This is a genomic window from Undibacterium sp. FW305-107 (genome assembly GCF_058788535.1).
In genome coordinates this window covers 436,286-448,320 of the sequence record NZ_JBYTAV010000001.1, presented here as the reverse complement: position 1 = coordinate 448,320, position 12,035 = coordinate 436,286, and the positions used below count along the sequence as shown (strand labels likewise).

At 53.2% G+C, this 12,035-nt stretch carries 12 protein-coding genes; 4 read left to right on the top strand and 8 right to left on the bottom strand.

All coding sequences use genetic code 11. From position 1 onward, the window contains the following. Positions 1-32: 32 nt before the first annotated feature. Together AC3WQT_RS02135 and AC3WQT_RS02130 are read left to right on the top strand one after the other, a co-directional pair. Entirely contained in the window at positions 33-536 is a 504-nt protein-coding gene (locus AC3WQT_RS02135; RefSeq protein WP_492701779.1) for a GNAT family N-acetyltransferase, read from the top strand. Between the two features lie 226 nt (positions 537-762). Then, positions 763-1,254 (top strand): DUF3060 domain-containing protein, encoded by a 492-nt coding sequence (locus tag AC3WQT_RS02130; protein ID WP_492701777.1) that lies wholly within the window; start codon positions 763-765, stop codon positions 1,252-1,254. Between the two features lie 95 nt (positions 1,255-1,349). Here the strand turns inward: AC3WQT_RS02130 and AC3WQT_RS02125 are convergent, their stop codons facing one another. Then, positions 1,350-3,218 (bottom strand): hypothetical protein, encoded by a 1,869-nt coding sequence (locus tag AC3WQT_RS02125; RefSeq protein ID WP_492701775.1) that lies wholly within the window; start codon positions 3,216-3,218, stop codon positions 1,350-1,352. 16 nt (positions 3,219-3,234) lie between these two features. After that, positions 3,235-4,239: a ferritin-like domain-containing protein gene (locus AC3WQT_RS02120; protein WP_492701773.1), complete on the bottom strand. Its 1,005-nt coding sequence runs from the start codon at positions 4,237-4,239 to the stop codon at positions 3,235-3,237. Between the two features lie 81 nt (positions 4,240-4,320). On the opposite strand from AC3WQT_RS02120, the gene AC3WQT_RS02115 reads away from it, so the two are divergent. Continuing rightward, positions 4,321-4,551 (top strand): hypothetical protein, encoded by a 231-nt coding sequence (locus tag AC3WQT_RS02115; RefSeq protein WP_492701771.1) that lies wholly within the window; start codon positions 4,321-4,323, stop codon positions 4,549-4,551. A gap of 431 nt (positions 4,552-4,982) precedes the next feature. On the opposite strand, the gene AC3WQT_RS02110 is transcribed toward AC3WQT_RS02115, so the two are convergent. The 6 genes from AC3WQT_RS02110 to AC3WQT_RS02085 all read right to left on the bottom strand — a co-directional run bounded on the left by AC3WQT_RS02110 (position 4,983) and on the right by AC3WQT_RS02085 (position 11,344). Further along, positions 4,983-6,224, bottom strand: a complete 1,242-nt coding sequence (locus AC3WQT_RS02110) for an alkaline phosphatase family protein (RefSeq protein WP_492701769.1) — start codon at positions 6,222-6,224, stop codon at positions 4,983-4,985. A 126-nt stretch (positions 6,225-6,350) separates the two neighbouring features. Next, on the bottom strand, positions 6,351-6,650 hold the full coding sequence (locus AC3WQT_RS02105) for a putative quinol monooxygenase (protein WP_492701767.1): 300 nt from the start codon (positions 6,648-6,650) through the stop codon (positions 6,351-6,353). Positions 6,651-6,789: 139 nt separating this feature from the next. Beyond that, positions 6,790-8,187 (bottom strand): class II fumarate hydratase, encoded by a 1,398-nt coding sequence (gene fumC / locus AC3WQT_RS02100; protein WP_492701765.1) that lies wholly within the window; start codon positions 8,185-8,187, stop codon positions 6,790-6,792. Between the two features lie 326 nt (positions 8,188-8,513). After that, positions 8,514-10,439 carry a COG3904 family protein gene (locus AC3WQT_RS02095; protein ID WP_492701763.1) on the bottom strand — a complete coding sequence of 642 codons (1,926 nt, stop codon included), beginning with the start codon at positions 10,437-10,439 and terminating at the stop codon, positions 8,514-8,516. A gap of 153 nt (positions 10,440-10,592) precedes the next feature. Then, complete coding sequence (locus AC3WQT_RS02090) at positions 10,593-10,769, bottom strand: hypothetical protein (RefSeq protein ID WP_492701761.1); 177 nt, start codon at positions 10,767-10,769, stop codon at positions 10,593-10,595. After that, a complete protein-coding gene (locus tag AC3WQT_RS02085) occupies positions 10,766-11,344 on the bottom strand; it encodes a protein tyrosine phosphatase family protein (RefSeq protein ID WP_492701759.1) in 579 nt (192 codons plus the stop codon). The genes AC3WQT_RS02090 and AC3WQT_RS02085 overlap by 4 nt, the downstream gene beginning before the upstream one ends. A 134-nt stretch (positions 11,345-11,478) precedes the next feature. Here AC3WQT_RS02085 and AC3WQT_RS02080 point away from each other — a divergent pair, with 134 nt between their 5' ends. After that, positions 11,479-12,021 carry a histidine phosphatase family protein gene (locus AC3WQT_RS02080; protein ID WP_492701757.1) on the top strand — a complete coding sequence of 181 codons (543 nt, stop codon included), beginning with the start codon at positions 11,479-11,481 and terminating at the stop codon, positions 12,019-12,021. Positions 12,022-12,035: the final 14 nt, after the last annotated feature.

The window sequence follows — 12,035 nt, the reverse complement described above, 5'->3', positions numbered from 1 at the left end:
ATGTGGCAAATAATGTGTTTTAAAGGAATACCATGAGCATACAAATCCGCCCGGCCCAACCCGAAGATGCAGCCCTGATCCATGCCTATATCACCGAGCTGGCGATTTACGAGAGGGCAGAGCATGAAGTCATCGCCAGTGTGGGCGATATTAGACAAAGTTTGTTTGCGGCTGACAGCCCGGCACGTGGTCTGATTTGCAGTGTCGATGGGCAGCCGGTTGGCTATGCGGTTTACTTTCTCAGCTATTCAACCTGGCTGGGGCGCAAGGGCATGTATCTGGAAGACTTGTATATCTCGCCCAGCCATCGTGGCAGTGGTGCTGGCAAGGCGCTGTTGCGGCATCTGGCGCAGGTGGCGGTTGAAAGTGGCTGTGGCCGTCTGGAGTGGAGTGTGCTGGACTGGAATGAGCCGGCGATACAGTTTTATTTATCGATAGGTGCGCAGCCGCAGGATGAGTGGGTGCGTTATCGCCTGGCGGGTGATGGTTTGCAGGCATTTGCGGCAGGCAATGGCATTGCGCTTGCTGCGGCCTGAGCTTCATGCCTGGTTTTTAAGGGTGCTATTGTCATTATGGTAGCATCCTGCCTTGTTCGGGTTGAATATATGCAGTGACGATGTTTCGCTGCAGGGCCTGAATCCATTTTCTCTACGAAGTGAGTATTCGCAATAGTCACGAATGGTAGTGAATAGTAGCGAATATTAGTGGTACGTATGGCAGAGCAAAATTGGTTGATCAAATTTTATGATAAATAAAGGCAGGATGATGAAAATTCAAAAGCATTTATTGGCAGTCTTATTGTTGGCAGGCACTAGCGCTTATGCGGGTGATGTGTCGGTCAATTTGCCGGGTATCAGCGTCAAGGCGAACCAGGATACCGGTTCCAATGCGAACGTGAATGTCAAGGCACCGGGTGGGAGCGTGAATGCGACGCAGGGCAAGACCGGTGGCAAGCCAGTCGCACGCGCAGATGGTGGGCGCATCGTTGGTAATGATATGAGCACGAGTACGCAGTGTAATGGGCAGCCAGTGAGCATACAGGGCAATGGTAATCAAATTAGTCTTGTTGGGGCTTGCCCGCAAGTGAATGTGAATGGTAACGAAAACCAGGTCACGGTAGAACAACTGGGTAAAGTGCAGGTCGTGGGCAATGACAATCAGGTCAGATGGGCGCAAGCTTTGCTCGGACAAAAACCGCAAGTGCAGAGTTCTGGTAATGATAACCAGATCAGCAAACAAACTTCTGCAAACTAGTTAATGTCGCTGGCTGTACATGACAGTGTGCAGCAAGGGTGTGGAAAGGTATGAAAGGGTGTGGATAAGGCGGTTTCTATCCACACCCTTTTTGTTTACTCGTTGTTCGGATTCCTTAAAGAGCGGCTGAGCTGGGCGAAGTGTGGCAGGGCTGCGGCTTCTTCTGCATCGGCTGCCTCAGGTGCCTGCGCTGCTTTGAATGCCATGGCGGGTACTTTTTCTGCCAGGTCGGCTTGTTCTGCCGCTGTGAGTGGTGTCAAAGGTTTGTCCAGAAACTTGTACAGCAAGCTGCGCTGGCCTGCTGTCATGTCGCGTGTCACTGGCATGAACAGATAGGTTTCAAATGCGGCAGGTGCGGTCAGGCGGCGCAGGATGTTGGCGTATTGATGCACCTGCGCAGGGTTGGCCAGGTCCAGCCAGTTGTCCATGCAGGGGGCCATGGCATTCCAGTTGATCAGTACGTATTTATAGACATTGGCCCAGGTCGGGGGCATGGCTGCGATGCTGGTGTCTGCCTGGCGTACGCGTACATAGGCATAGGTATTAGCCTGGGTATCCAACCCCTGTGTGGGTGCGGGTGCGTTTTTTACCGGCACTGGCACATACGCATAGACCGTGCCCTTGGTGGCACTGGCAGTGACATTTAGCACCCCTTGCGCATCGGTTTTCAGGTTTTGCGTGCCAGTGACCTGGCCGCCGCTGGCCGACATCTGGAACAGGGTGACATCGCTGGCCTGATGCAGGGGCTTGCCGCGCGCATAGAGCTGGAACTTGACATTGCCCGCCGGCCCCTGGTCCAGATACAGGTTGGGTGTCTGCGGGATCATGCGCAATACACTTTCCTGCAACAGCAATCCAAATTTGGAACTATGCAATTCGAGCTGGCCTTTTTCTATGTCAGCCGGGTTGGTCTTGCTGATGTCGAAAGTGACAATGCCTGCTCCTGCCTCATAGGCAGCACGGTCATACTTGTCATAGTTGATGCTGGCAATCGGATCTGTCTTGCCGGTGAGGAAGAGCTGCAATGTGCCCAGATCTTCTTTCTTCAGGTCCATACCGGTTTCGCTGACGCTATTGGACAGGTCCACAGTCATGATGCCTTTGCCTTGGCGTGCGTGGGCGGCAGCGACGAAGGTTTTGGCGCCGTCAACTGGCAGCAGTGCGCGATCGCCTGGCTCATGCATGGGTTCATCTCTGCGCCAGACGCCGATGGTGCCCACTACCTGGCTGCGGGCGGGGTTGGGCTGGAAGCCGCCCTTGATCAGTTTGTCACGCAACAGCTGGAATTGTGCCGTCGTGGCCGGTGCACCTGCAGTAGCCAGGCTGGGGTCATCAAAATAAACAGTACAGTAGGCATTGAAGCTGACGACGATGCCTTGCGCATCGCTGTCTTGCAGTGCATGGTGCAAGGCTGCCAGGGCTTCACTCTTGTGGACATCAATCTGCAAGCCATGCTTTGAGAAAGAGGTTTGCCAGTTGACCGAGGCGATGCCGGCAATGATGCCTTCTGCATTGCGCTGGAAGTTGATATAGCGCGCCGTAAAGCGCTGGTTGCATGGCGCGGCAACACGGCAGCCACCGTCTATGCCAAAGCTGATACCGTCAAAGAATAATTGCGAAGTGCAGGCGCCATAGGGTTCCAGGTCTATCAGCATGGCGCTGAGCCTGGCGGGGGCACCAACCAGCTTGTCTGTCGTTACCGGGCCTTTGCCCAGGTCAACGCTGGAGACGGCGGTATTGAAAAATTGCACACGGTGGGTGCCATGCGGGTTCCAGTTGCCACCACCAGCTCCGGTTTTAACGGATTCAATCGCACTCTGGCGAAATTGCTGCATGGTCTCGGTCGGTGTCATGACGGTCTGGGAAGTGTTCTCGTCATAAAATCTCTTGTAGTTATTGGTGACGATGGGGTCCCAGGAAATTTGCCCCTTGAAATGGATGCGCGGCGTTTGCAGGATACTCATGCTGTTCTCTCCCGATTCAGATTTTTTTGTAGATGAAGGCTGGCCCGGCGACTTTGTGCTTGTCGTTCAGGGGCGTGTGCAAAGCCTCGACGGCAGCCATGCGCAAGTCAAACATCTTGCGCACTGCAATGCCCAGTTGTGCCAAGTCGCCATTCAAAGCCAGGTTCAATGCATCGACCATGGCGCTGTAGGCCTTGGTGCAGGCGTCTTGCGCCAGTCTGGCGGCGGCTGGTTCTTTGGAAAAATCGTGCAATTGCGGGTCGACAATCGCCGGGTAGACCTTGCTATAGTCCACACCCAGCGGCCCACCCCAGGAAAACCCTTGCGGCGAATCACTGGCAGTCAACACCTGGTTACGATAGATTTCTTCAAAGCGGTAGAAGTGAGCAAGCTCATTGCTGAAGTCCAGCGGGCTGGTACTGGCACCTTCACCTTCTGAGACGATGACCTGTATCGCCTTGTGCGCATCGGCATAATTGTTCACCGCAAACAATTGGCCAGGGAAGAATTGTTTGTCATCAATCTGATTGCGGTTTGCCTGCCAGGCCGTGGCAGGCAGGGTTTTCAAGTAAGCGTCCAGTGCTTCATAAAACTGCCCTATGGTCACTGCCTTGGTTGGCGAGGCAGCCAGTTTCATCTGCGGGAATTCAATCGGGTCTACCGGCATTTCTATGTTCATGCCTTGCTGCATGGCAGGTTTGCCAAACGGCAGTATGTGCAGGGTCAGCACCTTGCCGTCATGGCCGATATCACCAGGTAGCGGGCCGGGATACTTGGGCGGCTGCAGCTTGGGGCTGCCACCCAGCGCGTTCAGAATATTCGCTGCCAGGCAGAGATGGATCATTTCCTGATGTGTGATCGACTGCAGGCGTGCCATGGCTGGTGCATTGGTACCAGGCAGTATCGTCAGTTGCGCATACAGATAAGGTGGCAGCGTACCAAATTCAACATTGATCGCGGTTTCCAGCATGGCCTGCGCCTGCGCCACACTGGTGATGGGAGATAGTTGTAGAAATATCATGCTTGCCCCCTGCAGGCATCACGGTAAGCAAAAGCCAATTGCGTATTCATATTGCAGTTCTCCTCAACAAGAAGTGAATGAGTGCATCGAGTTAATGCATTGAAACATGGACCACAAGAGAGACTGCCTGCCGGCAATCCCTGGTTTATCCTGCGGCAGATGATGCTGGCTGCAGGTAATGCTAAAGACGAATCAAAACCAAAGCTGAGGCCGGAAGCGGTACGTGCCTTGCCTGTGAAGGAAGGGCTGCATCCTGTTTGCAAACAGATGGACAGGACATGGTTACAGGCTTACCTTGCTGACCACGCCTGAACAAAGCCAGCCTGCAAATACCATGTTGTTCAATTGAAAGTTTCCCTCTGTTTGCGGCGGCGACAGAAGTCAAATAAATTAATAATTTGAATTTACTATATGATAATAGTTGATGGAAAAATGTTTGTCAAATTTGCATTAATGAGACATTTGGCAAGATTTATTTGAATTGACTGATGAACTGACAGGTGCTGCCAGCGCTTGTCAGTGCGAGAAGCGAAATACCCTGGCGGACATTTGCTGCCGGTGATGGCGCAACCAGTGACAGATAGTGACAGATGCTGTTTTGCCCTGTTTTATACGGATAATAGAGAGGCGAGGGGCACTGTAATGCGCCCTCGACGGGGAAAAGATAAACGGGCTGACATGGATTGTATATGCCAGATTGCCCGGTATCGACTGATCAGGTAACCGGGCATTTGGCTTGAAGCTTATTCAGCCAGCGCCGCCTTGGTTGCATCTATATTTCCATCTGATGCCAGGGCCGGTACCTTGATCAGCTTCATCAGCAGCGGATACACATTCACATTGTCAAACGGTGGCAATACGCTTGCCTTCTTGAAGGCCGGGCCATTCGCGATGAACAGGGCCTGCATTTCCCTGGATAAATTATCGTAACCGTGCGAACCCTTGTTTGCCTTGGCGGCGACCTTGGCATCCGGCACCACCAGCCAGCCTACATTAGCGGAGCAGACGAAGCGTTGTACGCGGGCGTTTTGCCCGAAATGAAAACGCTCCGGTATGTTTTCTTTTTTCCAGCATTGCATGTGTTCATGGGTTTTCAGCAGTGCTTTGGATACTACCTCCTCTTGCCCGGCCTTGGGATTGATACCTGCATAGCTGCCATAGTTGACGACTTCATAGTTGGCCGGGTCGGCAATCTGGTCGAGCAATATAGTCCGCTCAGGGCTGGTGGCGGCCATGCCATGGTCAGAGACGATGACGACATTGGCTTTGATGTTGCGTGCGCGCAAACCATCCATCAGGCGGGCAATGGCAGCATCCACACCTGCAGCAGCATCGGTGACTTCTTTGGTATCAGGCCCAAAATCATGGCCTGCATGGTCTACCTGGTCGAAATACACAGTCAAAAAACCAGGACGCTCTGCGGCAGGTTTATCCAGCCAGCCCAGCATGGTGTCTACCCGCACTGCGGGCGGCAACTTGTCATCAAAGGTCCGGTATTCAGTGGGGCGCACACCGTGTATGGCTGCTTCTGAGCCGGGCCAGAACATGATGGCGGTTTTTACTTTATTTTTTTCTGCGGTGACCCAGACTGGTTCAGCCTGATCCCACCAGCGCCTGTCGAGCACGGCTTCTTTATTGCTGAGCTTGAAGCGCACGCCAGGGATATTGCTGTCTTCCATGGTGTTGCCGACGATGCCGTGATGATCAGGGCGCAAACCTGTCACCAGCGTGTAATGATTGGGGAAGGTGATCGATGGAAAGGACGGGCGCATGGCCTCAGTACGTACACCTTCTGCAGCCAGTGCGTTCAAGGCAGGGGTCACACCGCGTGTCAGGTATTCAGGCTTGAAACCATCTATCGATACCAGGATGACGGGGCGATAATTATCAGTGCTGCCAGTTTGCAAATGCGTGGACGAGCAACCGGCGATTGCCAGGCTCAGCAAGCCACAGCGCAGGGCTTTTGTGTAAGACGGTTTCATCATGGGGGACTTTTGGTGTGAGCAATATTAAATGGCCGGAATTAAGTGGCAGGAATTAAGTGGCAGGGAGGGATGCATCGCGCCTGGTGCGCCTGGTGCATCAGTGCGCACCTTACTCCAACTGCTTTACTACGCGATGACAGGCCCTAAAAACAGCACAGTCGCTGGCCCTGCGCGAAAATTCGGGCTGTTGGCATCGGCTTCTATCATATAAGGCATGGCGTCATGCGCATCCAGCGCTGCTTTGGATGTCCAGGTTTCAATGAGGACGAATTTATCTTCATCGCCAGCGACAGGATGCATCTCATATTGCAGGCAACCTGCTTCAGCACGCACCAGCGGTGCCAGCCTGGTGAAGGCGGCGATCTGTTCAGCAGCTCGGCCAGGTTTGGTTTGTATCAGGATGACGAGTTTGAGTTGTTCGGACATGCGGTTTCCGTTCTATGTTTTTTGTGTTGGGGGAGGTAGGGCGCGCCGTGTGCACCAGCACACATAGATCAATGCGGTGCGCGCGGTGCACCCTACAAAAGCAGGCATGGGATTTTGAGTCCCGTGCGCTCGTAAAAAATTACACCATATCCTCAGGCCTGACCCAGCCATCAAATTCTTCCGCAGTCACGTAACCCAGGGCCAGCGCTGCTTCACGCAGGGTCGTGCCATTGCCATGCGCATGCTTGGCAATGGCAGCGGCGCGGTCATAACCTATGTAAGGGTTGAGCGCGGTTACCAGCATCAGCGAATTGTCGAGCAATTCCTTGATACGCGGGCGGTTGGCCTGCATGCCACGGGCGCAATGTTCTTCCAGGCTGGCCATGCCGTCAGCCAGCAGGCGGCAGCTTTGCAGGAAGTTGTGGACGATCAGAGGCTTGAAGACATTCAATTCAAAATTGCCGGATGCACCACCTATGCTGAGTGCCACATCATTACCCATGACCTGGCAACATAGCATGGTCACCGCTTCACACTGGGTGGGGTTGACCTTGCCTGGCATGATGGATGAACCCGGTTCGTTTTCAGGTATCTGTAATTCACCTAGACCAGAACGTGGGCCGGATGCCAGCCAGCGTATGTCATTGGCGATCTTCATCAAGGCAGTTGCCAGGGTCTTGAGCGCGCCATGGCTGCTGACCATGGCATCATGCCCGGCCAGCGCAGCAAAGCGGTTGGGGGCAGCTTCAAAGGCGATGCCGGTATCGAGCGTCAGGCTGGCGGCTACCAGCTTGCCAAAATCTGCATGGGTGTTGAGGCCGGTGCCAACTGCAGTGCCGCCGATGGCCAGCTCTTGCAGGGCGGGCTGAGTGTGGCGTATGGCGCGTTCTGCATAATCGAGTTGTGCGACCCAGCCGGATATTTCCTGGCCCAGTGTCAGCGGTGTGGCATCCTGCAAATGGGTGCGGCCTATCTTGATGATGTCAGCAAATTCTTTGGCCTTGGCATCGAGCGTGGCACGCAATCTGGCGAGCGATGGCAGTACATGGCTAATGACCGCGATGCTGGCAGCCACATGCATGGCGGTGGGGAAGACATCATTTGATGACTGGCCCATGTTGACATGGTCATTCGGATGCACGACGCGGCTCATGCCACGTGTGCCACCCAAAAATTCAGAGGCGCGGTTGGCCAGCACTTCATTCATGTTCATATTGCTTTGCGTGCCAGAACCGGTTTGCCATACCGACAGAGGGAATTCTGTTGCATGCGTGCCTGACAGCACTTCTTCAACCGCCTGGGCAATCGCTTCTGCCACCTTGCTGTCGAGCAGGCCCAGGTCGCTATTGACCTGCGCACTGCTGCGCTTGACGCGTGCCAGTGCCAGCATCAGTTCTGGCGGCATGGTTTCTGTAGAGATGGCAAAATGATGCAGCGAGCGCTGGGTTTGCGCGCCCCACAAGGCGGCTGCGGGCACGGCGATCTCGCCAAAGGTATCGCGTTCTGTTCTTTGCGCGACGGTAGTATCGGTTTTCATTTACACCTGCTCCTGGATGAGTTCTAAGATTTGGCGATGGCTGCCAGCATTGTAGCTCTGAAGCGGGAAGTCTGCCACGATAGCCCGGTGGCGTACAGGGCTGGCAGAGGAGGAGTACACACGTTTCACTGTGTAGGGTGCGTTATAACGCACCGTTTGGGCGCGCAATATTGTGAGGTATCAATGTCCAAACATTATTGGGTTCATGTAATCAATATGAATGAGTTCCAAGAATCATCAATGACGCGTGATACCTCATCCTTGTTGATTACGGGGACGGTGCGTTATAACGCACCCTACAGGATACTGCTACAGTTTAGATTTCCTCACTTCGCCTGCATCAAGGCACTCAAAATGATATGCCTGTCAGCATCTTGCATGCGCAGGATATTTCTGTACAGACCAATGACCCCTTCGCATTGCAAGATGGGCTGGTTTGCATAGGCCTCCAGATTGGCGGTGACTTGCCGTTGCAGCGGGCTCATCAGGTCTTGCAGTTTTTTTGCGCTCGTGGCAAATTCTTTTGATGCCATGGTGTAGCTGCGGCTGCGCGGCTCACTTGCCATTATTTTTCCCAGCAAGGCACTATCGCGCTTGATCAGATTATCTGGCATGGTGCGTTGTGTACTCAGCGTGCCCTTGATTAATTGGGCACAGGCCTGCGGGCCGAGTTGTCTGGCGGCTTCCAGCTGTTCAGAGAGTAATTGCGCATACTCGTCCAGTAAGTCATCTGGCGCGCTTTTGAGGGCTAGCAAATAGACATCTTTGGATGCCAGTTTGACGGCATCCTGTATCGTTTGCGAATCTTTACCTGCAAGTTTCATGTTCCAGATCAGGTCAGTGATTTGATCAATTTTGCCAGGTGCACGCCGTTCGTAATTGCGCCAGACTGTACTGCTACTCAAGTCTTTAAAGACTTCCTCACGTGACTGCATGTCAAACGATTCATTGGCCTCACCGCCCAGCGAGACGCGGGTAATTACTCTCGCCTTGACCATTTCTTCTCGGCTGGGATACCACATACCCTCCGCCTTGGTGTTGATGGCGATCTGGATGAAATCTTCCGGCAAATTTGCGGCACGATAATGTTTCGCCATATTGTCGGTGGCAATTGCCAGCTCCGCCCCACCGATACCAGGAAAGCTGGGTTGATGAAAACCTATATGCGCATTGGGTGTGGCAGCGCGATCCTTGCCTGCCAGAAAAACATAAGTGCAAGCACTGCTGCATTCACCTTCGACATAGGTATTGAGTTGGCGTGATTTGAGCAGTCTGGCTATTTGCTGGGCTTCGCGCAAGCGTCCGCCGGGTGAGTTCAATGAGATGGTTTTGACTCGTGGATTTCTTTCAAGGGCTTCAACAAAATTTGCCATGCTGCCTTCACCTATGGTGCCCCGCAAATTCAATACATCGCCTTTGGCCCCGCCACTGATCCCGACACGCTTCATATTGTCATGACCCGTCGCCAGCATGGCAAACTCTTTCATTTGCGGCACATAGGATGACGACGCTTTCAGCAACACTCCCAGGATGTTGGACAATGCCAGCAATATCGTCAAACCGGCGACCAATCCAGAACCGCCACGCGCAGTATGTTTGCTGGCCGAACGTAAGATGCCTGTAATGGCCCACAGCCATATCAGGGCGGCAAGCGCAAAGATCATTATGCTGATACCAGCCAGCATGCGCAAACTGACGTCGCTTGCTTCTATCAATTTGGCTAATCCCGAGACCAGCAGTACTGCCAGCAGATTACCTATACCTACTCCATTGAGCCAGAATGATTTGCCCAGGGATAGCTGGCCGCGCCAGTGTGCCATGAAGTAATTACGTGAATCTAATTGGCCGGGCTCCGCAGCCAGAACAGCCCCGGAAGATACATGATCTCGTGCCAGCTTTTTATTCAGCGCATTGAGGCTCAGCAAGCCTGGCAAGCCTGCCAGCAAGATTGTCATCAAAATGTCGGGCATATGGGTGACATTGGCATTCAATGTGAGACAAACCGGAACAATGATGGAGAACATCAACGTGAATGTCGTATAACCTCTGGCAATACGCAGCAAGCGCAGTGAGGCATCATTACTCAGCGCGCACCATGGAACCAGATACACCGACAGCAGCATCAACAAGCCAGGCCAGGCTGGAAAAAATGTGACCAGCTTGTGAGGAGATTTACCCATGATCTGCAACAGCACGACCAGACCCAGCATGATCATCAACAAGAGATTGGTAAGGCGCGTGAACTTGATCATGGGTAATACAGGCCTTGTCATGCAGGAGAAAACAAGAGCATCGCATATCTTACAAGTAGATGGCAAGATGCAGGTCACGGGACTTACCCTGATTGACGCAGGACAGGCAGCAAAGGTGACAAACGATGGATAGTGCAGTCTGCGGCTAAATATTTAGCACTCAAACTCAAGCAAGCCGGTCATCAGGCAAAATATGAAGCCTACAACGACGCCTGCCCCCAGGCCCATGGCAACGAGCAGAATTTTGTACAATACCTGCTCGACCGATAGAACTTTATTACTACCGGACTGCTGGTTAGCCGGGAGAGGTTCAATTGCGGGTTCACTCATGATTTTCCTCCTGCGCCCCTGGCTGCAATACGTTGTTCTATCAATGCTTGCAAGTCTTCCGCTTTCAGACCGGCGGATTTGACGGCAGCTAAAATAGTCGTCAAATCCAGACCACCAGGCCGCGATGCTTCAGCCAGGCTCCAGGTGCGGGCAGCGCGGCTACCGCTGCGGCAATACATCAATACCTGTCCTTCACTATTGGCCAGTGCATTTTGCAGATCCTTGACGGTAGCATCAGGTATCTCGCCATGTGGTACCGGGACATAAGAAAATTTTATGCCCATCTTGCGTGCTTCTTTTTCCATGGTCGCTGCTGTAGGCTGGCCGGATACTTCACCGTCCGGGCGCATGGCGATGATGGTTTGTACACCTTGCTGCCTCAGGGCCGCAATATCTTGTGGATTAATTTGCTCGGATACACGAATTTTCCCATGCAAATGATGGGTAAGTGGTGCTGCAGAAGAGGTGTTAACATTCTCTTTGCTGTAGCGCGAATTAAGCGCGGCACCGACAATGAATAATGCACCAGCCAGTACGGCAATGCCAAATAGTGCTTTGTTGCCTGGTAATTTCATGAACATGCTCCTGCAAAACCGATATCCAAGGATACCATGGTGACGTAGTAGAATTCCGATGTCTAATTTAAACTTAGCTGCACTTAGCTGTATCCTGCGTGGACCTTACCCCCTTTTTACCCATGATGCCAACTATGCTTAAACTTCTTATCGCCTTTTTTGTTTGCTGCTGCACGATGCTATTCCCCATGATGGCCCAGGCTGAGCCCGAACTCATCATCCTGGTGCGCCATGCAGAAAAATCGACTGACAATCCGGCTGATCCCAGCTTGTCAGAAGCAGGGCAGGCAAGGGCGCAGGCATTGGCGCTGGCATTGCAGAATGCGGCGGTCAGCAGTATCTACACCACGCAATTCAAACGCACGCGCGAAACGGCGCAGCCACTGGCGCAGGCCAAAGGCATCACACCACAGGTCTTATCTGCCAAGCGTGGCGCTGAACATGTCAAGGAGATGGCTGATGCCGTGCGTGCCAGTAGCGGCACTGTGCTGGTGGTAGGGCATGGCAATACTGTTCCTGCTATTGCCACTGCCTTGGGTGCGCCAGCCATGAAAGAATTTTGCGAAAGCAGCTTCAGTCATATGCTGATCTTGCGCCCGGCAGGACAGAATATGCGTGTAGTGCAAACACGTTATGGCGAAGCAGATACGGTCAAACCTGGGTTAGACTGCCAGTAAATCATTCATTGACG

Excerpts from the sequence above, each read along its gene's own strand:
- AC3WQT_RS02125 (WP_492701775.1), bottom strand. The coding sequence starts at position 3,218 with ATGAGTATCCTGCAAACGCCGCGCATCCATTTCAAGGGGCAAATTTCC.
- AC3WQT_RS02090 (WP_492701761.1), bottom strand. The coding sequence starts at position 10,769 with ATGAGTGAACCCGCAATTGAACCTCTCCCGGCTAACCAGCAGTCCGGT.
- AC3WQT_RS02080 (WP_492701757.1), top strand. The coding sequence starts at position 11,479 with ATGCTTAAACTTCTTATCGCCTTTTTTGTTTGCTGCTGCACGATGCTA.
- AC3WQT_RS02120 (WP_492701773.1), bottom strand. The coding sequence starts at position 4,239 with ATGATATTTCTACAACTATCTCCCATCACCAGTGTGGCGCAGGCGCAG.
- AC3WQT_RS02085 (WP_492701759.1), bottom strand. The coding sequence starts at position 11,344 with ATGAAATTACCAGGCAACAAAGCACTATTTGGCATTGCCGTACTGGCT.
- AC3WQT_RS02095 (WP_492701763.1), bottom strand. The coding sequence starts at position 10,439 with ATGATCAAGTTCACGCGCCTTACCAATCTCTTGTTGATGATCATGCTG.
- fumC (WP_492701765.1), bottom strand. The coding sequence starts at position 8,187 with ATGAAAACCGATACTACCGTCGCGCAAAGAACAGAACGCGATACCTTT.
- AC3WQT_RS02105 (WP_492701767.1), bottom strand. The coding sequence starts at position 6,650 with ATGTCCGAACAACTCAAACTCGTCATCCTGATACAAACCAAACCTGGC.
- AC3WQT_RS02135 (WP_492701779.1), top strand. The coding sequence starts at position 33 with ATGAGCATACAAATCCGCCCGGCCCAACCCGAAGATGCAGCCCTGATC.
- AC3WQT_RS02110 (WP_492701769.1), bottom strand. The coding sequence starts at position 6,224 with ATGATGAAACCGTCTTACACAAAAGCCCTGCGCTGTGGCTTGCTGAGC.
- AC3WQT_RS02130 (WP_492701777.1), top strand. The coding sequence starts at position 763 with ATGATGAAAATTCAAAAGCATTTATTGGCAGTCTTATTGTTGGCAGGC.